The sequence below is a fragment of the Castellaniella sp. genome (genome assembly GCF_034674885.1).
Classification (GTDB): Bacteria; Pseudomonadota; Gammaproteobacteria; order Burkholderiales; family Burkholderiaceae_B; genus Castellaniella.
Map to the genome: position 1 here is coordinate 57,776 of NZ_JAUCDS010000012.1, position 23,730 is coordinate 81,505.

Genomic DNA, 23,730 nt, shown 5'->3' on the forward strand with positions numbered 1-23,730 from the left:
CATGATCGAATCCTCGACGCAGCCTGCGGGCCCGCGCCGCCGATTGTGGGTCTGGGCTGCGTCGTGCGCGGCCATCGCCCTGGCCCTCTGGCTGTTCTGGCCCAAAGGGGCGGAGCCCCCCGGCGGGCGAGGCTTCCGGGGCGGGGCGGGGCAGTCCACTCCGGTGTCCGTCGTCGAGGTCGTCTCCGGCCGGATCGACCGCACCTTGCGGGCGCTGGGCACGGTCACCGCGCCAGCGACCGTGACGATCCGTTCGCGAGTCGATGGGCCCCTGCAGTCCCTGCATTTCGCCGATGGTCAGTCGGTGCAGGCGGGTGATCTGCTGGCCGTGATCGACCCGCGCCCCTTCCAGATCCAGCTGCAGCAGGCCCAGGGCCAGCAGGCGCAGCATGCCGCCCAGCTGGAAAACGCCCGCCGGGATCTGGCCCGGTACGAACAACTCTTCAAGCAGGATTCGGTCGCCCGCCAGCAGCTGGATACGGCCCGCGCGCAGGTGCGGGAACTGCTGGGCCAGGCCAAGATCGACCAGGCGGCCGTGGAGGACGCCCAGCTGCAGCTCGGCTATACGCAGATCACGGCTCCCGTGGCCGGCCGCCTGGGCCTGCGCAAGGTCGACGTCGGCAACATGGTGCATGCCTCGGATGCGGGCGGCCTGGTCGTGCTGACCCAGAATCAGCCCATCGACGTGCTGTTCTCCATCGCGCAGACCCGTCTGCCGGCTCTGCTCCAGGCGCGCCGCGCCAGCCCGGATCTGCAGACGCAGCTGATGGGCCAGGCAGGCGGCCCCGTGCTGGCCACCGGGCGGCTGATCGCGGTGGACAATCAGATCGACGTAGCCACGGGCACGGTGCAGCTCAAGGCCCGTTTCGACAATGCCGACGAATCCCTGTTTCCCAACCAGTTCGTGCAGGTGCGCTTGCGCCTGGGGCTGGAAGAAGGACTGGTGCTGCCTTTGCGAGCCGTGCAGCGCAGTTCGGCGGGCGAATATGTCTATCGAGTGGATGCCCAGGACAAGGCTCATGTCGTCGCGGTGGTGACGGGCGTGGATGATGGCAACCAGGTCGTGGTCGAATCGGGCGTGCAGGCCGGCGACCGCATCGTGGTCGAGGGCACGGATCGCCTGCGTGAGGGCAGCCTGGTCGAGGTCGTGGCGCCGCAGGCGGGGGACGCCTCGCAAGGCTCCGATTCGTGAATCTCTCGCGCCCGTTCATCCTGAGGCCTATCGCCACGCTGCTGGCGATGGTGGCCTTGGCGCTGGCCGGCTTCATGGGGTATCGGGAACTGCCGGTGTCGGCTTTGCCGCAGGTGGACTTCCCCACCATCCAGGTGACCACGCTGTACCCGGGCGCGGGGCCGGATGTGATGACGGCCCTGGTGACCTCGCCCCTGGAACGCCAGTTCGGCCAGATGCCGGGGCTGTCGCAGATGCTGTCCACCAGTTCGGGCGGGTCCTCGCGCATCACTCTGCGCTTCGACCTGGGGCTGTCGCTGGACGTGGCCGAACAGGAAGTGCAGGCCGCCATCAATGCGGCGTCGAACCTGCTGCCCTCGGACATGCCGTCGCCGCCGATCTACCGCAAGGTCAACCCGGCCGACGCACCGGTGATGACCCTGGCGGTGACATCGCCCACGCTGCCACTGGATCAGGTGCGCGATCTGATCGAAGTGCGGGTGGCGCAGAAACTGTCGCAGATCGGCGGCGTGGGCCTGGTCAGCGTGACCGGCGGGCAGCGGCCCGCCGTGCGCATCCAGGTTGATCCCCAGGCGCTGGCCGCGCACAAACTGACGCTGGCTGACGTGCGCCGCGCCGTGACCCAGGCCAACGTCAATCAGCCCAAGGGCAACCTGGACGGCCCGCAGCGCTCGCTGACCATCAGCGTCAACGATCAGCTGAAGGACCCGGCCGAATATGAACGCCTGATTCTGGCCTACGAGAACGGTGCGCCCCTGCGCCTGGGCGATGTCGCCCAGGTGCGCCGGGATGCCGAGAACCTGTACCAGGCGGCCTGGTTCGACCGTACGCCGGCGGTGTTGCTGAACATCCAGCGCCAGCCCGGCGCCAACGTCATCCAGGTGGTCGACCGGATCGAGGAACTGCTGCCGGGATTGCGCCAGACCCTGCCTACGGGCGTGGACCTGCAGGTGGCATCGGATCGCACGCACACCATCCGCGATTCGGTTGAACACGTGCAGATCGAGATGCTGCTGGCCATTGCGCTGGTGGTGGCCGTCACCTTCGTGTTCCTGCGCACCTGGCGGGCTACGCTGATTCCGGGCGTGGTGGTGCCGTTGTCGCTGATCGGCACTTTCGGCCTGATGTATCTGCTGGGCTTCAGCATCAATAACCTGACCCTGATGGCGTTGACGATCGCCACCGGGTTCGTGGTGGACGATGCCATCGTCATGATCGAGAACATCGCCCGCCACATCGAGGAAGGCGAGAACGCCCTGACGGCTGCCCTGCGCGGTGCGCGGCAGATCGGCTTTACCCTGGTGTCGCTGACCGTATCGCTGATCGCCGTGCTGATTCCCCTGCTGTTCATGGCCGACGTGGTGGGGCGGCTGTTCCGGGAATTTGCGGTGACGCTGGCAGTGGCGATTCTGTTGTCCCTGCTGATCTCCCTGACCTTGACGCCGATGATGTGCGCCCGCATGCTGCGCCCCGAAACCGAAGAGCAGCACGGTCGTTTCCTGCAGCAGGCAGGCCGCATGATGGACAGCCTGGTCGCCTGGTATGACCGGGGTCTGCACTGGGTGCTGGCCCACCAGCGGGCCACGCTGTGGTTCGCCGTGGGCACGCTGGCCGTCACGGCCGCGCTGTATGCCGGCATCCCTAAAGGCTTTTTCCCGCAGCAGGATACCGGGGCGATCCAGGCCATCACGCAGGGGCCGCAGACAGCCTCGTTTGCCGTCATGTCGCGCCTGCAGCAGGATGCCGTGGCCCGGGTGCTGCAGGACCCGGCCGTGGCATCAGTCACGTCCTTCATCGGCATCGACGGCGACAACACCACCCTGAACACCGGGCGGCTGCAGATCACCCTGAAGTCGCTGACCGATCGTGGAGAACGCGCCGATGCCGTGATCGACCGGCTGAACCAGGCCTTGCACCCGGTCGTCGGCCTGCAGGTCTGGCTGCAGCCCGTGCAGGAACTCTCGGTCGAGGACCAGGTCAGCCGCGCGCAATTCCAGATGACCGTGTCCAGCCCCGACGATGCGGCGCTGGGGCTTTGGGCGCCGCGCCTGGTCCAGGCCATGCAGGATCTGCCCCAGCTGCGCGACGTGGCAGGCGACCTGCAGGACCGGGGACTGGCCCTGTCGGTGCAGGTGGATCGGGATGCCGCCGCACGATTGGGGGTGACGCAGGCTTCCATCGACGATGCGCTGTATGACGCCTTCGGGCAGCGCCTGATCTCCACGATCTACACCCAGTCGGCCCAGTACCGCGTGGTGCTGGAGGCCGATGCCGCCTTCACGGACGGCGGGCCGCAGGCCCTGGCGCAGATCCACGTGCCCACGGCCGATGGCGGGGTGACGCCGCTGGCGACCGTCGCCCGCTTCGTGCCGGGCGTCGCGCATCTGGCGGTGCAGCGCCTGGGACAGTTCCCGGCGACGACAGTGTCCTTCAACCTGGCGCCGCAGGCCGCGCTGTCCGATGCCGTGCAGGCCATCGAATCGGTCCGCGCATCGCTGGGCGTGCCCGATTCCGTGGATATCCAGTTCCAGGGGGCGGCGCAGGCGTTCCAGGCGTCGCTGTCCAGCACCCTGTGGCTGCTGCTGGCTGCCGTGGTCACCATGTACATCGTGCTGGGCGTACTGTACGAAAGCCTGATCCATCCGGTCACGATCCTGTCCACGCTGCCATCGGCCGCGATTGGCGCCTTGCTGGCGCTGTGGATTGGGGGGATCGAGCTGGACATGATCGGCGTGATCGGCATCATCTTGCTGATCGGCATCGTGAAAAAGAACGCCATCCTGATGATCGACTTCGCCCTGGATGCCCAGCGCGAGCGCGGGCTGGGGCCGCAGGCGGCCATCCACGAGGCAGCGCTGCTGCGCTTTCGCCCGATCCTGATGACGACGCTGGCGGCGTTCTTCAGCGCCATTCCCCTGATGCTGGCGACGGGGTCGGGCGCAGAGCTGCGCCAGCCGCTGGGCCTGGCCATGGTGGGCGGCCTGTTGTGCAGCCAGTTGCTGACGCTGTTCACCACGCCGGTCATCTATCTGATGTTTGAACGCTTGGCCCACCGGCGGGCGGCTGCGGATCGGTCATGAGATTCTTCGCCCTGTTCCTGCGCCGGCCGGTGGGTACATCCTTGCTGTGCCTGGCCATGGTGCTGGCCGGGGCGCTGGCGCTGCGGTTCTTGCCCGTGGCGCCCTTGCCGCAGGTGGACTTCCCCATGATCTCGGTGTCGGCGTCGTTGCCGGGCGCCAGTCCGGAAACCATGGCCACCAGCGTGGCCATGCCGCTGGAACAGTCGCTGGGGGCCATTGCCGGGGTGGACAGCATGAGCTCGCGCAGCAGCGAGGGCCAGACCACCATTTCCCTGATGTTCGAACTGGACCGCGACATCAACAATGCGGCGCGCGACGTGCAGGCCGCCATCAATGCGGCGCGACCCCAGCTGCCTTCGGGCATGCGCGGCAATCCCGTCTACCGCAAGGTCGATTCCTCGTCCTCGCCCATCATGACGCTGGCGCTGACCTCGGATACGGCCACGCAGGGCGAGCTGTACGACCTGGCTTCCACCGTACTGGCGCAGAAGCTGTCGCAGGTCGGCGGCGTGGGGCAGGTGACGGTGGGCGGCAGTTCGTTGCCGGCCGTGCGCGTGCTGCTGGACCCGCGAGCCCTGGAATCCATGGGCGTGCCGCTGGATCGGGTGCGCCAGGCGCTGCAGGACGTCAATTCCCTGCGCCCGGGCGGGCTGGTGCAGCTGGACGACCGGCAGTGGCAGATCCGATCCAACGCCCAGCTGCGCAAGGCGGCCGACTACGCGTCCCTGATCGTGGCCTGGAAAGACGGCCGTCCGGTGCGCCTGGCCGACGTGGCGCAGGTTCGGGATTCGGTCGAGGACACCAACCAGGTCGGCTATTTCAACGACCGGCCGGCCGTGCTGCTGATCATCCGCCGCCAGACCGATGCCAATATCATCGACACCGTCGATGCGGTGCGCGACCTGCTGCCGGCCTTTCAGGCCCTGTTGCCCGAGCAGGTCCGCCTGACCGTCGCCCAGGACCGCACGCCCAGCATCCGTGCCTCTTTGCACGAAGCCGAGCTGACGCTGGTGCTGTCGGTGATCCTGGTGGTGGCGGTGGTGTTTGCCTTTCTGGGCAATTGGCGCGCAGCCCTGATCCCGGCGATCGCCGTGCCGGCGTCGCTCATCAGCACCTTCAGCCTGATGTGGTGGTTCGGCTTCAGTCTGAACAGCATTTCCCTGATGGCGCTGATCGTGGCCACCGGTTTCGTGGTGGATGACGCCATCGTGGTGCTGGAAAACATCATGCGCCACATCGAGCGCGGCATGCTCCCGGCCCGCGCCGCCTTGCGCGGCGTCACCGAAGTCGGCTTCACGGTCCTGGCCATGAGCGTGTCGCTGATCGCGGTCTTCATTCCCCTGTGGCTGGTGGGCGGGCTGGTGGGGCGGCTGTTCGAGGAATTCGCCGTGACCCTGTCAGCGGCTATCGGCGTGTCACTGCTGATTTCCGTCACCCTGACGCCGGTGATGGCCTCGCGCCTGCTGCGGGTGATGCCGGCCGACAGGCCAGCGCGGCGTAATCCCCTGGCGCGACTGTCTCAGCGGGTGGGCACGTCCTGTCTGCACGCCTATCAGGTGTCCCTGCGCTGGGCGCTGGATCATTCCCGCATCGTGCTGTTGCTCCTGCTGGCCACCATCGGGTTGAATGTCTACCTGTACATCAGCGTGCCCAAGGGCTTTTTCCCGCAGCAGGATACCGGGCAACTGATGGGGTTCTTTCGTGTCGACACGGGGACCTCGTTCGACGAAACCCAGCAGCGCCTGAATCAATTCCGCAAGATCCTGCTATCGGACCCCGCCGTGGACACGGTCACGGCATATGCCGGCGGGCGCGGCGGCAGCAATTCCAGCTTCATCCAGATCCAGTTGAAGCCCCTGGACCAGCGCCAGGTCAGCGCTATCCAGGTCGTCAATCGGCTGCGGGCGCGCTTTGAACATACGCCGGGCGCCCGCATGTTCCTGGTGCCGCAGCAGGACATTTTCGTGGGGCATTCCTCTCGCTCGGGGTCCTATTCCTACCAGCTGATGGGCAGCGATCTGAACTTGCTGAACCAGTGGTTGCGGCAGGTGCGCACGGTGCTGGCGGGCCTGCCGCAACTGGTGGACGTCGATGACGATGTCGAGGACAAGGGCCGGCGCCTGGAACTGGTCGTGGACCGCGATGCCGCGCGGCGCCTGGGTGTGCAGATGGCGGACCTGGCTGGCGTGTTGAACAACGCCTTCAGCCAGCGCCAGGTGGCCGTGCTGTACGGCACGCTGAACCAGTACCACGTGGTCATGGGCGTGCAGCCACAGTATGCGCAGGACGTCCATTCCCTGCAGGCCCTGCAGGTCGTCAATGCGCAGGGTGAACGCATCCCCTTGACGGCCTTCACCCGCATCGAGGAAGGCACGGCGCCCCGGTCCGTCAACCATGACGGCCTGCTGGCAGCGGATTCCATATCGTTCGGGCTGGCGCCGGGGGTATCGCTGGACCAGGCGCTGACCGCCATCGACCAGGCCGTGGCCCGGATCGGCCTGCCGACCCAGGAACTGCAAGCCGGGCTGGACCAGAGTTCCGGCCTGATGCGCGACGCCGTCGCCCAGCAGCCCTGGATGCTGGTGGCCGCCCTGGTGGCGATGTATCTGGTCCTGGGCATGCTGTACGAAAGCACGGTGCACCCGATCACGATCCTGTCCACGCTGCCGTCGGCGGGGATCGGCGCCTTGCTGGCCCTGCGCCTGGTGAATATGGAATTCACCCTGATCGCCCTGATCGGCGTGTTCCTGCTGATCGGCATCGTCAAAAAAAATGCCATCATGATGGTGGATTTCGCCCTGCAGGCGCAGCGTCGCGAAGGCCTGGACCCGCGCGAGGCCATCTACCGTGCCTGCCTGGCCCGGCTCAGGCCCATCCTGATGACGACGCTGTCGGCCATGCTGGGTGCCCTGCCGCTGCTGCTGGCCACCGGGGCGGGCGTGGAAATGCGCCAGCCGCTGGGCCTGACGATTCTGGGCGGCTTGCTGGTCAGCCAGATCCTGACCTTGTATACGACGCCCGTGGTGTATCTCAGCCTGGATCGCCTGCGCGGCGCGCGTCGTTCGACCGATCACCTTCGGAATGTGGTGCCGCATGCCTGATTTTCTTCACAATTCCCGTGTGGTCCTGGCGCTGGCGCTGGCGCTGACGCTGAGCGCCTGCGCCATCGGCCCCGACTACCGGCGTCCGGCACAGGACCTGGGCGCTGCCTATGCCCATGCTCCCGCCGGCCAGTGGCGCCCTGCGCAGCCCGGCGATGTTGCCTTGTCCCCGGACTGGTGGCAGATGTTCGGCGATGCGGGGCTGGACGATCTGATGGCCCGCATGCCCGCTGGCAATCTGGACATCGCCCAGGCCGAGGCCCAGTACCGCCAGGCGCAGGCCGCCCTGGGATCCGCGCGGGCAGGGCTGTTCCCATCGCTGGATGTGTCGTCTTCCGCCACGCGTTCGGGGCAGGGGCTGTCCAGCACCAATAATCCATCCAACAATTTTTCACTGTCGGGCAGCGTCAGTTGGGAAATCGATCTGTGGGGCCGTGTGCGCCGCGACGTCGAGGCCGCCCAGGCCGGTGCCCAGGCCGGCGCAGCCGACCTGGCCGCCATGCGCCTGAGCCTGCAGTCGACCCTGGCGCAGACCTATGTCGGCGTGCGAGCCAGCCAGCGCCAGGATGCACTGTTGGCCCGCACACTGGACGAATACGAACGGGCGTTGCAGATGACCCGCAACCGCTACGCGGCCGGCGTGGCCTCGTCCGCCGATGTGGCGGCGGCTTCGGCCCAACTGGATCAGGCGCGGGTACAGCGCATCCGCCTGGGCTGGCAGCGGGAACAGCAGGTGCATGCGCTGGCGATCCTGCTGGGCCAGGTGCCGGCTGGCTTTCAGATGCCGGCGGGCGAGCGCCTGCCGGACGTGCCCGCCGTGCCGGTGGGGGTGCCATCGGCGCTGCTGCAGCAGCGCCCGGACGTGGCAGCGGCCGAGCGCCGCGCGGCGCAGGCCAATGCCCGGATCGGGGTGGCGCAGGCGGCCTGGTTCCCCGACCTGACGCTCAATGCCCAGGGTGGTTATCGGGCCGGGGAATTCGCCTCCTGGATCATGGCCCCGGCGCGTTTCTGGACGCTGGGTCCCAGCCTGGCCCTGAGCCTGTTCGACGGCGGCGCGCGCAGCGCGGCGGTGGAATCCGCCCGTGCCACCTACGATGCCCAGGCGGCGCAGTATCGCAAGACGGTGCTGGATGCCCTGCGCGAGGTCGAGGACGCCCTGGTGCAGTCGCAATCCCTGGTCAGCGAACAGGAAGCCCAGGACCGTGCGCTGGCGGCATCCCGCGAGACGCTGCGGCAGGTGACGAACCAGTACCAGGCGGGCCTGGTGGATTACCTGAGCGTGGTGCAGGCGCAGGCCAGCGCCCTGAGCGCCGAACAGAATGTGCTCAGCCTGCAGTCGCAGCGCCTGACGGCCGCCATTCAGCTGGTGGCGGCGCTGGGGGGCGGCTATGTCGAGCCGGCATCGGACAATGCCCCTGCCCCGGGGGCGGCAACCGCCGCCGGGGCCGGTCAGCCCTGACGCCGGCAGGCTGCGGCCGTCGGCGGGCCTGGATCAGCAGGTTTCGATCAGTTGCCCGCGCAGGGCGGCGATGCCGTGGGCGCCGTTGTGACGTGCGGCTTCCTGGGTATCCAGCGCCTGTCCGCCGATGGCAAAGACCGGCCGGCCGGCGGTGGCAGCCAGCTCGCGGAATCGATCCCAGCCCAGAGGATCGGAACCTGGATGGCTTTCGGTCGCGTGGACGTGGCCCAGCACCACGAATTCAGCCTGCAGCTGCCGGGCAATGGCGAGGTCCTGTTCGTTGTGCGTCGATACGCCCAGCCAGCCCGGCGGGCGGGTGTCCTGCTGCAGAATGCGGGCGGCGTCGTCGGCCCGCAGCTGGACGCCGTCAGCCTGAGGCCACCAGGCTTGCGGGTGGCGGCTGTTGATCAGGCAACGGGCGCCTTGCTGGCGACACAGGGCCAGTGTGGCTTCGAAGGCGGCATGCAGGCTGTCGGCATCCCCCGCCCAGTCCGGTTCGCGGAACTGCACCAGTTGCAGGCCGCCCAGCAATTCCTGGCGCAGCCGGGCCAGCCAGTCCGTCGTGCGATCGGGATGGCCGATGCTGCTGATGCGGTAGCGCGTGGGCAGCCGCAGCCAGCGCAGCGGCGGGGCAGCTGCCGGCAGCAATGATCCGCCGCCGGGGGCGATCGGGTGTTCCGATTCGTCTAGGCGGATGTCCCAGGGGTCTACCCAGTCCAGCGCCTGGTTTTCGCGGCCATGCGGTTCGCCGTCCCAGGCCGTGACCTGGCAGAACGCCAGCTCGACGATGGATTTGGGGTATTCGTGCACGTGCACCACCCAGGGGTAGACGCGGGTGGCGCGGATGCCGAGTTCTTCTTCCAGTTCGCGGACCAGCGCCTGTTCCACGGTTTCGCCGGATTCGATCTTGCCGCCAGGGAATTCCCACCAGCCCGGCCAGGCCTTGCCATCGGGGCGTTGGCCCAGCAGCAGGCGGCCCCGGGTGTCGAAGATCAGGCCGGCGGCCACGCGAACATAGGGTTTTGGATCAGTCATGGCGTATCAAGAACAGAGTTTGCGGTGGGGCGAGGAAGCCGCGTCAGACATGACGAGCGGCCCAGTCGCGGGCGAATTGCCGGGCGACCCGACCCGAACGCGAGCCGCGTTCCAGCGCCCATTGCAGGGCTTCGGGGCGGGACGCGTCGATCTGGTCCGTCGTGCAGCCGTGGAAGGCCAGCCAATGGTGGACGATGTCCAGGTAGTCGTTCTGCGCAAAGGGGTAGAACGACAGCCACAGGCCGAATCGTTCCGACAGCGAGATTTTTTCTTCCACGGTTTCGCCCGGGTGGATTTCGCCGTCGGGCTGGTGCTGGGCTTCCAGGTTTTCGTGCATGTATTCCGGCATCAGGTGGCGCCGGTTGGACGTGGCGTAGATCAGCAGGTTGTCGCCCGGCGAGGCCACCGAGCCGTCCAGGGCGGATTTCAGGGCCTTGTAGCCGGCCTCGCCTTCCTCGAAGGACAGATCGTCGCAAAAGACGATGTAGCGTTCCGGGCGATCGGAAATCAGTTCGATGATCTGGCCCAGGTCGCCCAGGTCGGATTTGTCGATCTCGATCAGGCGCAGGCCCTGGCCGGCATAGGCATCGAGCAGTGCGCGCACCAGGGAACTCTTGCCCGTGCCGCGCGCGCCGGTCATCAGCACGTTGTTGGCGGGCTTGCCCTGCAGAAAGGCCAGGGTATTGCGTTCCAGCGTGTTCTTTTGTCGTTCGACGTGCTGCAGGTCGTCCAGGTGGATGGGCGCGATGCGGTGCACGGCATCCAGCCAGCCTCGTGCGCCGCGTCGCTGCCAGCGGTAGGCGCGCGCCGTCCAGTCGATGGCGGGCGGAGCCGGCGGCAGCCAGGCTTCGATCTGGGCCAGCACGCCCAGAGCGCGATCCATGATGGCCTGCAGTTGTGGGTCAGCCACTGAGTTCTCCTGATTGTGATCCGGAAAGTATAATCTGGGTCTTTGCGGCCGGCGCCGCGCCCACCAGTATCCGGGTCCGCCTTGAATTTCTCCGAACTCTTCGCCCCCATTGTGTCCGACATGCAGGCGGTCGATGCCGTCATCCGTGCCCGTCTGGATTCCGAAGTCGTCCTGATCCGCACGATCGGCGATTACATCGTCGGCGCAGGGGGCAAGCGCATGCGCCCGGCCATGGTGCTGCTGGTGGCGGGTGCCCTGGGGTACCAGGGCGACAATCACCACCGGCTGGCTGCGGTCGTCGAATTCATCCATACCGCCACGCTGCTGCACGACGATGTGGTCGACGAATCCGACATGCGCCGGGGCCGCGATACCGCCAATGCCGTATTCGGCAATGCCGCCAGCGTGCTGGTGGGCGACTATCTGTATTCGCGGTCCTTCGAGATGATGGTCGAGTCGGATTCGATGGCGGCCATGGCCGTGCTGTCGGCCGCCACCACCATCATCGCCGAGGGCGAGGTCCTGCAGCTGCTGAACGTCCACGACCCGGACGTGTCCTTGGACCGCTACCTGCAGGTCGTGCGCTACAAGACCGCGAAACTGTTCGAGGCCGCCGCCCAGGTGGGGGCCATCATTTCGGGCGCCACACCCGAACAGGAATCCGCCGCAGCCGCCTACGGCCGGCACATGGGCACGGCATTTCAGCTGATCGACGACGTGCTGGACTACAGCGGCGACGTGCAGGCCCTGGGCAAAAACGTGGGCGACGACCTGCGCGAGGGCAAGCCCACGCTGCCCTTGATCCGCGTGCTGGAAACCGGTTCGTCCGAACAGCGCAGCCTGATCCGCAGTGCCATCGAAACCGGCGACGCCGATTTCGAGGCCGTGGCCCGCGCCATCCACGCCACCGACGCGCTGGACTACACCCGCCAGGCCGCCCTGGCCGAAGCCGATCTGGCCCGCCAGGCCTTGTCCGCCTTCCCGAATTCCGTTTACCGCGAAACTCTGCTAAAATTCTGTGCTTTCGCGGTCGAGCGTGACCGTTGAAAATTCCCGTGATGGGCGCAGGTGCTGGGGTTCCCCGATTTGACGTCCTTCAAGCATCCCCGTCGGGGTGTAGCTCAGCCTGGTAGAGTACTACGTTCGGGACGTAGGAGTCGCATGTTCGAATCATGTCACCCCGACCATTGAATTCTGTTAAAAGTCCTTGTAAATTAAGGGCTTAAAAAACACGGTGCAAGCCGTGTTTTTTGCTTTCTGGCTCAGAAAAAGGCGTTCTGTGCCAAATTTCCGAACTTCGCCTCAACGGCCTGCAGTCAGGCGAGTCGTGAGTTCGGTCTAAAGCTTGGACGGGCCTTAGATATAAGGCCGCTGGCTAGACGGGTTTCCGCATCAATTCACAGGAAACCTGCGATGGCCAGCATCATCAATCGAAGCAACTATGTGGTCTCGGTCAGAAGCCGCGACGACCTCACCCGTACCTTCCCCTACGATAAGCAACAGGGCGCCAAAGACTACTACGCGCAACTGCGAGCACAGCAGTTTCGGCCTCGTGTCGAGCAATTGGAAGACACGATTTTTGTCCGGGTACGGGACAAGGGATACAAGGCGCAGACAGCGACATTTGACTCGCTAGAGAAGGCCGAGACTTTCCTTAAGCAACTGGAATTGGACCGAGCCAAAGGGCTGGGCTGTGATTACACGGCAGCTCGCTCAGTGACGCTGGTGGACTTGCTTGAGCGTTACATCAGGGAAGAGGGGCCCAAGCTCGTCAAGTCTTGGGAAACCGTTGGCAAATACAAAGCCCAGAGGTTGTAGCGTGGCGCGACAGGCGAGTTCAACGCGAGGGACCGCAAGGCCATCGCTTCCAAACTCGACGTGTCTGTCGATGCGCTACATCGCATCAAAGACGCGAGAGTTCGCCAGACGCATTGGCCTGAAACCGCTGACCACGCCCGTGCGCAGCCCCCAGAGCAATGGCATGCCGGCCCATATGGTGGGGCTGGCGGAGGGTTTTCGGCTGCTGAGTGTGATGCTGTTCCATGAGATTTCCTTTGGGTTGGGTGTGAGACCTAGCCCTATAGGTATCTTTTTTTATATTTTGATGGCGATATCGTTAAATTTCATGGAATAAGCGGTTTCGCGAAGTATGGCTACCTTGTGCAGCCCGCCGTATGCAGGCCGTCTGGTGAGGCCGCTATCGTTTAGACTACTGATGGTCAGGACACACAATTTTTTACAGATATCAAGAGCAGACAGATGGTCGACGACATCAAGAAAACCCTGTGGGCAGCGGCAGACAAGCTGCGCGCCAACATGGACGCGGCAGAATACAAGCATCTGGTGCTGGGGCTCATTTTCCTGAAATACATCTCTGACACGTTTGCCGGGCGCCAGGCGGAGCTGCTGAAGCGTTTCGCCGACCCCACGGACGAATACCACTTCCCCAACGCCAGCGCCGAAGAGCTAGCGACTGAGCTGGAAGACCGCGATTACTACACTGCCGCGAATATCTTCTGGGTCCCTGAAGTTGCCCGCTGGGAGGCTCTGCGCGCCGCCGCCAAGCAGCCCGACATCGGCAAGCGCATCGACGACGCGCTGACCGCCATCGAGGCCGAGAACCCCAAGCTGAAGGGCATTCTGGACAAGCGCTATGGCCGCGCTCAACTGCCCGATGGCAAGCTGGGCGAGCTGGTGGACCTGATTTCCACGATTGGCTTCGGTGACGATGCGAACATCGCGCGCGACATCCTGGGTCAGGTCTACGAGTATTTTTTGGGCCAGTTCGCCAGCGCCGAGGGCAAGAAGGGCGGCCAGTTCTACACGCCCGCCAGCATCGTCAAGACTCTGGTGGCCGTGCTGGCCCCGCACAAAGGGCAGGTCTATGACCCTTGCTGCGGTTCGGGCGGCATGTTCGTGCAGTCGGAAAAATTCATCGCCGCGCATGGTGGCCGGATGGGGGATGTCTCCATCTACGGACAGGAGTCCAACCCCACCACATGGCGGTTGGCGGCCATGAACCTGGCGATTCGTGGCATCGACTTCAATCTGGGTAAGGAACCCGCCGATACCTTCACCCGTAATCAGCATCCCGACTTGCGGGCCGACTTCATCCTGGCGAACCCGCCGTTCAACATCAGCGATTGGTGGCATGGCAGTCTGGAAGGCGATTCGCGCTGGGCTTATGGCGACCCGCCGCAGGGCAACGCCAACTACGCCTGGTTGCAGCACATGCTGCACCACCTGAAGCCCTCAGGCCGGGCCGGCATCGTGCTGGCCAATGGCTCTATGAGTTCCAGCCAAAACAACGAAGGTGTCATCCGCGCCGCCATGGTTGATGCCGATGTGGTGGAAGTCATGGTGGCTTTGCCGGGGCAATTGTTCTTCAATACCCAGATTCCCGCCTGCCTCTGGTTCCTGGCCAAGCAGAAGAAGCGCAAGGGCGAAGTCCTGTTCATCGACGCTCGCAAACTGGGTCATATGGTCAGCCGTGTGCAGAAGGAGCTGTCGGACGAGGACATCGCCCGTATCGCCGATACTGTGGCGGCCTGGCGAGGGGAAGTGGCTGATGGCGCCACCGTGACGGAATACCAGGATGTACCCGGCTTCTGCCGCAGTGTGCCCCTGACGGAAATCGCCCAGCATGGACATGTGCTGACCCCCGGCCGCTATGTGGGCGCTGAAGAGGTCGAGGATGATGACGAGGCCTTTGCCGAGAAGATGGAACGGCTGACGACTAAGCTAGGCGAACAGATGGCCAAAGGTGTGGAATTGGATGCGCTGATTCGGCAGAAGCTTGGGGGGCTGGGGTATGAGTTCTGAGTGGATTGAAACCACCTTAGGGGATATCTGTCATAGCCAAGGCGGTTCAATTCAGACCGGACCGTTTGGGAGCCAACTGCATACGTCTGACTACACAGAAAAAGGGACGCCTGTTGTCATGCCAACCAATATTGGCATGCAAGGAATTTCCTTGGAAAGGATTGCACGAATCGGCCAGGAAGATGTGGAGCGACTCTCGCAGCACAAACTTGCTGTTGGAGATATTGTTTTCAGTCGCCGGGGAGATGTCACGAAAAATGCACTGGTTCGAGAGACAGAGTCGGGCTGGTTGTGTGGCACTGGGTGTCTGAAGGTTCGCATGGGCGCTGAGAAGATGGCAAGTGCTCAGTTTGTTTCTTATTACTTGCGTTTGCCGGAAATAAAAGATTGGCTAATCCGTCATGCTGTGGGCGCTACGATGCCCAATCTGAATACCGCAATACTCGCTGCAGTGCCTGTCATTCTGCCGTCACTGCCAGTTCAGCATCAGGTTACGGAGTTCCTCAGAGCCCTCGACGACCGCATCACCCTCCTGTGTGAAACAAATAAAACCCTTGAGTCCATCGCCCAGGCCATCTTCAAGTCTTGGTTCGTGGACTTTGACCCAGTGCGCGCCAAGATGGAAGGCCGTCAGCCTGAAGGCATGGATGAGGAAATCGCTGCGCTGTTTCCAGATTCGTTTGAAGAGTCTGAACTGAGGTTGATACCAAGGGGGTGGAAGGCAGGTTCCCTTGATGAGTTGTCTGTCCTAAATCCTGAATCTTGGACAGCAAAGAACCATCCCGAAAAAATTTTATATGCAGATTTAGCGAATACAAAAAATAATGTCATGGATGGGTTATCTGAGTTCACTTTTGAGGACGCTCCAAGCCGAGCCAGACGTGTGCTACGAAGTGGGGACACAATTGTCGGAACTGTCCGCCCTGGAAATAGGTCGTTTGCATTTGTTCATTCTGAGCTGGAGAATTTGACGGGCAGTACTGGGTTTGCTGTTTTGCGACCAAGAGCAGGCGCGGCGGCTGAATTCATATACCTCTCTGCCACTCAGGATTCAAGCATCGAGTACCTGACGCATGTCGCGGATGGTGGGGCTTATCCTGCTGTTCGGCCTGATGTGGTCTCCAACATGACCTGCGTTCTTCCATCAGAGGAAATATTGAAAGAATTCCATGATGCGGCAATATTGGTCTTTAAATCTGTTGCTAATAACCAGATGGGAATTCAAAAATTAAGCGCATTACGTGACATGCTGCTCCCTCGGCTGGTTTCTGGACAACTGAGGCTTCCTGAAGCTCATCAACAAGTCGAGGTGGCTACGTCATGACCAAGACACTCAGCAAACTTGAGCGTGTCCCCCTTCGAGCGGCATGGAAGCACGAAGCCTCTGACTTTACCCCCTGGCTGGCGGAGGAAGAGAACCTCACTTCCCTTGCCGACGCTTTGGACTTGCCGGAACTGGCGATTGTTGCCACGGAACACTGGGTGGGTGAGTTCAAGCTGGACATACTTTGTACCTGCGAAGAAGAACAGGTGGTCATCGAAAATCAGCTTGAAAAAACCAACCACAATCACCTTGGACAGATTCTGACGTATGCTGCGGGCGTCGATGCACGCAAGGTCATCTGGGTTGCGGAATCGTTCAGGCCAGAGCATATCGCAGCGCTGGAATTTTTGAATGAGAACACTACCGAAGACTTGAATTTCTTCGCGGTCGAGATTGAACTCTGGCGTATTGGGGATTCCCCTCTGGCACCAAAGTTTGAAGTGGTCGTCAGGCCGAATGATTGGGCTAAAGCTGGACGGGAGCAGGCAAAAGCGGCAACACATGCAACGCCAACCAAACAGCGACAGTTACGTCTGTGGACTGAATTGGTGGAAAAGCTCAACAAGGAAGCGCCACATATCAAGCCCCAGAAGCCACGGCCACAGCATTGGCTGACTAACTCTATTGGTCGTGCTGGATTCAACCTGAACCCGACGGCAAATTATCGGGACGATAAGCTCGGGGTGGAGATGTATATCCATCATCAAGAATCCAAAAAGATGTTCCAATGCCTGTTGGAGCAAAAGGCGGGCATTGAAGAGAAGCTTGGTTTTGAATTGGACTGGCAGGAACTGCCGGATGCGCATGCTTGCCGGATAGCCTCGTGGCGGCCAGATAGCCCTTTGGGGAACGAAGCTCAATGGTCGGCCTATCTGGATTGGTACGTCCAGCGTCTGGTCAAGATGAACACAGTGTTTAGGCCCATTATTCAAAGCCTGCCATGACCGAAGACCAACTCGAACAGGAAGCCCTGGGCTGGCTGGCCGAAGTCGGCTACAGCGTCCACAGCGGCCCAGATATCGCCCACGATGGGCCAGACCCGCAGCGCGCCGGCTACACCCAGGTCATCCTGCCGCATCGTCTACGTGCTGCTATCGACCACCTGAATCCCGACATTCCTGCGGTTGCTCGGGCAGACGCAGTCCAGCAGGTAGCAAACCTGGATATCCCTGTTCAGTTAGCCGCCAACCGCGCTTTCCACAAGCTGCTGGTCAACGGCGTTCCTGTGCAGTACCAGAAGGACGGCGAGACTCGTGGCGACCTGGTGCGTTTGGTGGACTGGGCCGACCCGACCAACAACGAATTCTGGGCCGTCAACCAGTTCACCATCAAAGGCCCGCACCATACCCGCCGACCTGACATCATCCTGTTCGTCAACGGCCTGCCGCTGGTGTTGCTGGAGCTGAAGAACAACACTGACGAAAACGCCGATATCTGGAAGGCCTACGACCAGATTCAGACCTACAAGGCGCAGATTTCCTACGTCTTTGAATACAACGAAATCCTGGTCATCTCGGATGGCTCAGAGGCGCGCTTCGGGTCGCTGTCGGCCAATGCTGAACGCTTCATGCAGTGGCGCACCATCGATGGCGTGACGCTGGACCCCCTAGGCCAGTTCAATGAGCTGGAAACGCTGGTGCGCGGACTGCTGGCCCCTGCCTGGCTGCTGGACTACCTGCGGTATTTCGTACTGTTCGAAGACGACGGGACGCTCATCAAGAAAATCGCCGGCTACCATCAGTACCATGCTGTGCGCCTGGCCGTCGAACACGTCGTGCAGGCCTCCCACCTGCAAGCCGGTGTAGCGGAGCGTGGCAAGGGCGGCGTGGTCTGGCACACTCAAGGCAGCGGCAAAAGCATCACCATGACATGTTTTGCGGCACGGGTGATGCAGGAATCCGCGATGCAGAATCCCACCATCGTGGTCATCACTGACCGCAATGACCTGGATGGGCAGCTCTTTGGGGTCTTCAGCCTGTCTCAAGACTTGCTGCGTGAGCAGCCTGTACAGGCCACTACCCGCCAGGAATTGCGCACTTTGCTGTCCAACCGGCCTTCTGGCGGCATTGTCTTCGCCACCATCCAGAAATTCATGCCGGGGGAGGATGAGGACACGTTCCCGCAGTTGTCTGACCGCAGCAATATCGTCGTCATTGCGGACGAAGCCCATCGTACGCAGTATGGCTTCGAAGCTAAGCTGAAAGAACGCAAACCCAAGTCGGGTGGGGCCGCCACGGTATTGCACCTGGATGCCGGTGAACATCCCACGACAGTGCTGACTACAGAACGTGCAGGGGCGAAGGATTACCAGGTCAGCTACCAAGTTGGCTATGCCCAACACCTGCGCGATGCCTTGCCCAATGCCACGTTCGTGGCCTTTACTGGCACCCCAGTGAGCGGTGCTGACCACGACACGCGGGCAGTCTTTGGTGACTACATCCATGTCTATGACATGCAGCAGGCGAAAGAAGACGGTGCGACGGTCGCCATCTACTACGAATCGCGCCTGGCGAAGGTCAGCCTGAATGACGCCGACCTGGAAACCCTGGACGACGAAGTCGATGAACTGGCCGAGGATGAAGAAGAACAGGACCAGGCCCGCCTGAAGTCCAAGTGGGCGGCCTTGGAAAAAGTGGTAGGCGCCGAACCACGCGTCGCCAGCGTGGCCGCTGACCTCGTTACGCACTTTGAAGAGCGCAACAAGGCCCAGGATGGCAAGGCCATGGTCGTGGCGATGAGCCGCGACATCTGCGTGCACCTGTACAACGAAATCATCAAGCTGCGCCCCGATTGGCACGATGCGGACCCGGAGAAGGGGGCCCTCAAGGTCATCATGACGGGCAGCGCCAGCGACAAGGCCTTGCTGCGCCCCCACATCTACAGCGCCCAGGTGAAAAAGCGTCTGGAAAAGCGCTTCAAGGACCCGGTTGACCCGCTGAAGATGGTCATCGTGCGCGACATGTGGCTGACTGGATTTGACGCCCCCTGCGTGCATACGATGTACATCGACAAGCCCATGAAGGGCCACAATCTGATGCAGGCTATTGCCCGCGTGAACCGGGTGTTTCGCGACAAGCAGGGCGGTCTCGTGGTTGATTACATCGGCATTGGCAACGAGTTGAAAGCCGCCATGAAGGAATACACGGCCAGCAAGGGACGCGGCAAGCCGACCGTGGACGCGCACGAAGCCTTGTCCGTCATGCTGGAAAAGCTGGATGTCCTACGTGCGATGCTGCACGGCTACGACTATTCCGGCTTCAAGACTGGCGGACACAAGGCACTAGCAGGGGCTGCCAATCACATCCTGTCGCTGCGTCCACCGCCGGGTCAAAAGGACGCCAAACTGGATGGCAAGAAGCGCTTTGCAGATGCGGCGCTGGCGCTCAGCAAAGCCTTTTCCCTGTGCTGCACGCTGGAAGAGGCCAAGGCGCTGCGCGATGAGGTCGCCTTCATGCAGGCCGTGAAGGTCATCCTGACCAAGCGCGACATCAGTGCCCAGAAGAAGACCGACGAGCAACGCGAAGTCGCCATCCGTCAAATCATCAACCAGGCAGTCGTGAGCGAAAGTGTCGTCGATATCTTCGATGCCGTGGGCTTGGAAAAGCCCAACATCGGCCTGCTGGATGACGAATTCCTGGCCCAGGTGCAGAATCTCCCCGAGCGCAATCTGGCCGTCGAGCTGCTGGAGCGCCTGCTGGAGGGCGAAATCAAGAGCAAGTTCGCCAGCAATGTGGTGCAGCAGAAGAAGTTCTCAGAGATGCTGGGCAGTGTCATCACGCGCTATCAGAATCGCAGTATCGAGACCGCTCAGGTCATGGAAGAGCTGGTCGAAATGGCCAAGAAGTTCCGGGAAGCTGCGAACCGTGGGGAGGCACTCGGCCTGAGCGAAGATGAAATCCGCTTCTACGATGCTCTGGTCAACAACGAGTCGGCCGTGCGTGAGCTGACGGACGAGACACTGAAGAAAATCGCCCACGAGTTGACAGAAAATCTGCGCAAAAACATCACAGTGGACTGGTCAAGGCGCGAGAGCGTACGTGCCAGCCTGCGGTTGATGGTCAAGCGGATATTGCGCAAGTACAAGTATCCCCCGGATAGAGCGGATGAGGCTGTAGAGCTAGTGTTGACACAAGCTGAAGCGTTGGGTTCAGAATGGACTTCGTATGATGCGTGATACAGACACACATCCACTGGATTCGACTGTTCGTATTTTTGGGTCTCGTGGTTTTATTGTTGTATTCACTGTCATTTCAATTTCCTTGGGCTGTGTGCTGTCGGTGACACAAGAGAATTGGGTATGGCTAGGTCGATTTGGGTCATTGATTTCAATTTCTGGGTTGCTTGCGACGTCTTCGCCATTATTCATAAAGGGGATATATAAATCTCAGTCCGGAGCGGGACGGCTGGCTTCTATGGATGAGCGTGGCCGCTTGGTGACTACTACCGCGAAGGAGCGGGAAATCGGCGACACCATGATTCTTGGAATAGCCATCGCTGTTCTTGGTGGTCTCGTGGGGGCTTTCGGTGAGCCAGCGGGTGAAGCCATCTACACGATGTTTGAGCAGTGTTTGTAGGGCGTCGGGTGGCATATGGAAGATTGCTGCACCAGTAATCAGCAGCATTACACAACGCACGATAGTCACGCCACAATTCACACAGAGGAACTAGAGATTGCTTAAGCCTGAATTTCGCCACTTCAATCGTGCGTCCTGTGAGATTGCTAAGCATGGCGACAACGATACCCTTCCATTTGACCTTGATGTCCGGTTTTGTGGTGACCAAGCGGAGGCACTCGCTTCTATTGCGTACGGGTTCTACAATGAGTTAAGCAATAGCAAAGCGCAGAAGGACAACCACGAAAGGATTGCTGAACAACGTATTTACTGCGAGCGGTTGGTGGCTCCTTCTGGGCCTACTGGCTTTCGAGTGGTAACTAAAATTCATCCATTTTGGAATATTTACCTAAATGGTTTGAGCATTGCCATTGCCGAGGTTTTGGAGCCGAGGAGGTCCGAAAGCGCACATTCGTACCGCTTTCTGTCTGATGGTGGAACTGAGCTATTCGATAGTCAACAATCTTGGCGGGCCTTCAAAGAATCAACAGTCTCCGATGTGGTGTCCTTCGGAGATGCTGGCGTCGTTGTTCAGACAGACATCTCCAGCTTCTATGAACACATCTCTCATCACTACATTGAGAACTTTATCAGTGCGCTTGGTGGTGAAGGAGTGCAGGTTTCTCTCCAGGTCAATGCACTACTTAGTAAATTTTCTGCTGGTCGTTCCTTCGGCTTGCCTGTTGGTGGCCAAGGGGCACGCGTCCTTGCTGAGTTGTTCTTGAATCAAATTGATGAGGCACTAACAATGCGCGGTGTGCGTTGGCACCGTTACGTTGACGATTATGTTCTCATAGCTTCTGATACTGCTGGGGCTTATCAAGCATTGGCAGAACTTGCGCAGTGCTTGATGGATTATGGCTTGACACTCAACAAGACCAAAACGGCGCTGCTATCTTCCAAACACTACTGTGATTATGTGCATGCTCAGCTCGGAGATAATGATGGTGAAGTCACAAAGCTGCGGAGTATCGACCTGAAGTTTGACCCCTATTCGGACAATCCCGGCGAGAATTATGAATTGCTTCGAGAGACAGTCGAGTCGCTCGAGGTGCGTCGATTGCTGAATCGTGAGTTGGAGAAAGCTCTACCAGATTCGTTTCTTGTGACCCAGATTGGCCGCACGCTGCGTTTGCATTCGCCGGTAGTAGCACTTGATTTAGCTCGAACCTTATTGAATGAACAGAACCTGCATGCATTTCGGGCGTCATTCCCTACTATCATGCGGGGTGTTGCAAATCTACGTTCGGATATCCGTTTCAAAACCATCCATGATGCTTTAGACGGTCTTTTGGATGACATCCCGCAGCACTCAGGTCATCTATTGCAACCTGACACCAGCCTGCTGCACTATCTTCGTTGCTTACGCTTTAGCAGTACCCCAAAGCGAGGTCGGTTTGTTCGCCAACTGTTTGACAGCAATCGGCACAATGCAGTGCACCGTGGATGTATTGATTGCTGGCGGGGTTGGAAGGATAGAGCTGCATTCAATTTTCTGCGTAATCATTGGGCGGAACTAACCCCAGAGTGCCAACGCCTGTATTGGGTCGCTTCTTTTGATTTTGGAGACGAGGGTGAAAAGGCTCGACTGCAAGTGCGGCGCGCGATTGGGCAGTCTTGGGCGCTGGGCATCGAACTTCCATTTGATGAGAAAAAGGATAAAGGAAAACTGGCAGGCCATCCTCGCGGCGCAGAGCCTAGATTTGCGAGGGTATACGCAGACTGGGCGGAAAAATTTGTGAATGTGGAAAGGGTTGGAAATGCAAATTGACCCGCGAACTGTTGCGCGCGAAATTCCAGGTGTGCTTGATGAAGTCTTTCCACAGCTGACACCTGGCATTGTCGCTCACTTCAACGCGTCGTCTAGTAGGCTCCTAATTCAGCAGATTTCTCCGGACATGCTCGCTGAGTCACGACTGCAGCGTGCTATGTTGTTCGAGCTTGGCTATACCGTTGGAGAGTGCCTGCTTCAGGGGGCAGTAGCCATCGATTGGGATTATTGTTTCCAGGAAACGCTGCGACGCCAGCGCGTCTATTTTGATGCGAAGTTGCCGGAGGATTTATCCACGGCAGACCAGAAAATTGCTGAAATTGTTGGTCTTAATATTGCCAAAATTCTTAGCAATATAAGCCAAAAGAGAAAACTAGAACTTGTCATCAAACCACCGATTTCTGGTCTGGAGTGGGTTGGGAACGGGTATGGCGATTTCTCGATAGGGAGAACCCTTGTCGAGGTCAAATGCATTGCAAAGAATTTCTCCGCAGCGGACTATCGTCAAGTCGCAATTTATTGGATATTAAGCTATGCGGCGGATATCGAAGGACGAGGAAGCGAGTGGCGCGACTTTATCCTGTTGAACCCAAGAAACGGGCAGATGGTAAAAATGGGGTTTGATAGTTTTATTAGTGTCCTCAGTGGTGGTAGAACAAAGATTGATATGCTAAAAATTTTTCAGTCGCTTGTCGGCTCACGGCTCGCGCAATAGGTCGATAGGGCTGGTGATGCAACTGAAAGAGGAAATAAAAAATGAAGCTGTCGTTTAACGCGGCGGGTGCGGATGTCCTGGTGTTCACGCGCGCTCTAAAATTACTTGGCGGTTTATAGATTTTCCACTAGCCAGTGGCGTTCCTGGGTCGAGAGGCTCCAGTCGGCAAGTGCCTCGGAGACAAATGTTTGGGGCTCCATAGTCCCGGTTCCAAAGCTCGAGGCATGACGTCGATACTGTGCCGCAAGGCGCAAGCACAATTCATAGCGTTCCTGGAGCTCCTGGCTTGTCGGTCCGACGATATAGCGGCTGCCGGATTTTCGTGCTAGCAATTTTGGCTGAACGCCTGATACAGCTCCGAGAAAATAATCCGTCGGAAAATCTGTCGGTACCGAGCTGGCGTCTATCCGCCATTCGCTTTCAGCTTCTCGAAACGCATTCTCCAATTCTCTGGTGACGTCCTGTTCCCAGATGACGCGGTTTCTCGCCTTCCAGGTGCCCCATAAATCCAGCAATGGCCCAGATAAGCAGACGGCGGGAGGAGCCGGCATTTGATAGACGTTCGCACTTTTTGTGCAACACGACCGGAGCAGCACATCAATGTCAGTGATTGCAGAGCAAACGCGGGTGTTCCCATGACTCCAACCCATTAAATGTTGTCGCCGGTGTAATACTGACCCACCCCGTCGGAGTAAATCTGACCCACCT

At 60.8% G+C, this 23,730-nt stretch carries 17 protein-coding genes and 1 tRNA gene; 15 read left to right on the plus strand and 3 right to left on the minus strand.

Annotation, left to right across the window (positions count from 1 at the left end; genetic code table 11):
* Window position 1 precedes the first annotated feature (1 nt).
* The 4 genes from VDP74_RS08775 to VDP74_RS08790 are packed head-to-tail and all read left to right on the plus strand — an operon-like array spanning window position 2 to window position 8,832.
* Window positions 2–1,192, plus strand: coding sequence for an MdtA/MuxA family multidrug efflux RND transporter periplasmic adaptor subunit (locus VDP74_RS08775; protein ID WP_322999249.1), 1,191 nt, complete (start codon window positions 2–4; stop codon window positions 1,190–1,192).
* Window positions 1,189–4,272, plus strand: coding sequence for a multidrug efflux RND transporter permease subunit (locus VDP74_RS08780; RefSeq protein WP_322999250.1), 3,084 nt, complete (start codon window positions 1,189–1,191; stop codon window positions 4,270–4,272). The genes VDP74_RS08775 and VDP74_RS08780 overlap by 4 nt, the downstream gene beginning before the upstream one ends.
* Window positions 4,269–7,373 carry an efflux RND transporter permease subunit gene (locus VDP74_RS08785; protein ID WP_322999251.1) on the plus strand — a complete coding sequence of 1,035 codons (3,105 nt, stop codon included), beginning with the start codon at window positions 4,269–4,271 and terminating at the stop codon, window positions 7,371–7,373. Before VDP74_RS08780 ends, VDP74_RS08785 begins: the two co-directional genes overlap by 4 nt.
* Complete coding sequence (locus tag VDP74_RS08790) at window positions 7,366–8,832, plus strand: efflux transporter outer membrane subunit (protein ID WP_322999252.1); 1,467 nt, start codon at window positions 7,366–7,368, stop codon at window positions 8,830–8,832. Before VDP74_RS08785 ends, VDP74_RS08790 begins: the two co-directional genes overlap by 8 nt.
* A gap of 33 nt (window positions 8,833–8,865) precedes the next feature.
* Here VDP74_RS08790 and VDP74_RS08795 read toward each other — a convergent pair whose 3' ends face one another.
* Window positions 8,866–9,867 (minus strand): Nudix family hydrolase, encoded by a 1,002-nt coding sequence (locus tag VDP74_RS08795; RefSeq protein ID WP_322999253.1) that lies wholly within the window; start codon window positions 9,865–9,867, stop codon window positions 8,866–8,868.
* A 43-nt stretch (window positions 9,868–9,910) separates the two neighbouring features.
* A complete protein-coding gene (locus VDP74_RS08800) occupies window positions 9,911–10,750 on the minus strand; it encodes an ATP-binding protein (protein WP_322999266.1) in 840 nt (279 codons plus the stop codon).
* A gap of 108 nt (window positions 10,751–10,858) precedes the next feature.
* Here VDP74_RS08800 and ispB point away from each other — a divergent pair, with 108 nt between their 5' ends.
* The 11 genes from ispB to VDP74_RS08855 all read left to right on the plus strand — a co-directional run bounded on the left by ispB (window position 10,859) and on the right by VDP74_RS08855 (window position 23,022).
* Window positions 10,859–11,824: an octaprenyl diphosphate synthase gene (gene ispB, locus VDP74_RS08805; protein WP_322999254.1), complete on the plus strand. Its 966-nt coding sequence runs from the start codon at window positions 10,859–10,861 to the stop codon at window positions 11,822–11,824.
* 63 nt (window positions 11,825–11,887) lie between these two features.
* Window positions 11,888–11,964, plus strand: a tRNA-Pro gene (locus tag VDP74_RS08810).
* A gap of 226 nt (window positions 11,965–12,190) precedes the next feature.
* Window positions 12,191–12,595 carry an SPOR domain-containing protein gene (locus tag VDP74_RS08815; RefSeq protein WP_322999255.1) on the plus strand — a complete coding sequence of 135 codons (405 nt, stop codon included), beginning with the start codon at window positions 12,191–12,193 and terminating at the stop codon, window positions 12,593–12,595.
* Window positions 12,596–12,665: 70 nt separating this feature from the next.
* Window positions 12,666–12,911, plus strand: a complete 246-nt coding sequence (locus VDP74_RS08820; protein WP_322999267.1) for a hypothetical protein — start codon at window positions 12,666–12,668, stop codon at window positions 12,909–12,911.
* 125 nt (window positions 12,912–13,036) lie between these two features.
* Entirely contained in the window at window positions 13,037–14,599 is a 1,563-nt protein-coding gene (locus VDP74_RS08825; protein ID WP_322999256.1) for a class I SAM-dependent DNA methyltransferase, read from the plus strand.
* Window positions 14,589–15,923 carry a restriction endonuclease subunit S gene (locus VDP74_RS08830; RefSeq protein ID WP_322999257.1) on the plus strand — a complete coding sequence of 445 codons (1,335 nt, stop codon included), beginning with the start codon at window positions 14,589–14,591 and terminating at the stop codon, window positions 15,921–15,923. The genes VDP74_RS08825 and VDP74_RS08830 overlap by 11 nt, the downstream gene beginning before the upstream one ends.
* Window positions 15,920–16,867 carry a DUF4268 domain-containing protein gene (locus VDP74_RS08835; protein ID WP_322999258.1) on the plus strand — a complete coding sequence of 316 codons (948 nt, stop codon included), beginning with the start codon at window positions 15,920–15,922 and terminating at the stop codon, window positions 16,865–16,867. Before VDP74_RS08830 ends, VDP74_RS08835 begins: the two co-directional genes overlap by 4 nt.
* Complete coding sequence (locus VDP74_RS08840) at window positions 16,864–20,097, plus strand: type I restriction endonuclease subunit R (protein ID WP_322999259.1); 3,234 nt, start codon at window positions 16,864–16,866, stop codon at window positions 20,095–20,097. Before VDP74_RS08835 ends, VDP74_RS08840 begins: the two co-directional genes overlap by 4 nt.
* Window positions 20,087–20,497, plus strand: coding sequence for a hypothetical protein (locus VDP74_RS08845; RefSeq protein WP_322999260.1), 411 nt, complete (start codon window positions 20,087–20,089; stop codon window positions 20,495–20,497). The genes VDP74_RS08840 and VDP74_RS08845 overlap by 11 nt, the downstream gene beginning before the upstream one ends.
* A 97-nt stretch (window positions 20,498–20,594) precedes the next feature.
* Window positions 20,595–22,307, plus strand: coding sequence for an RNA-directed DNA polymerase (locus VDP74_RS08850; protein WP_322999261.1), 1,713 nt, complete (start codon window positions 20,595–20,597; stop codon window positions 22,305–22,307).
* The gene (locus VDP74_RS08855; protein WP_322999262.1) at window positions 22,297–23,022 is read left to right on the plus strand and encodes a hypothetical protein; all 726 of its coding nucleotides are present in this window, start codon (window positions 22,297–22,299) and stop codon (window positions 23,020–23,022) included. Before VDP74_RS08850 ends, VDP74_RS08855 begins: the two co-directional genes overlap by 11 nt.
* 113 nt (window positions 23,023–23,135) lie before the next feature.
* Here VDP74_RS08855 and VDP74_RS08860 read toward each other — a convergent pair.
* On the minus strand, window positions 23,136–23,730 hold a 595-nt coding region (locus VDP74_RS08860; RefSeq protein WP_322999263.1), incomplete at its 5' end, for a hypothetical protein.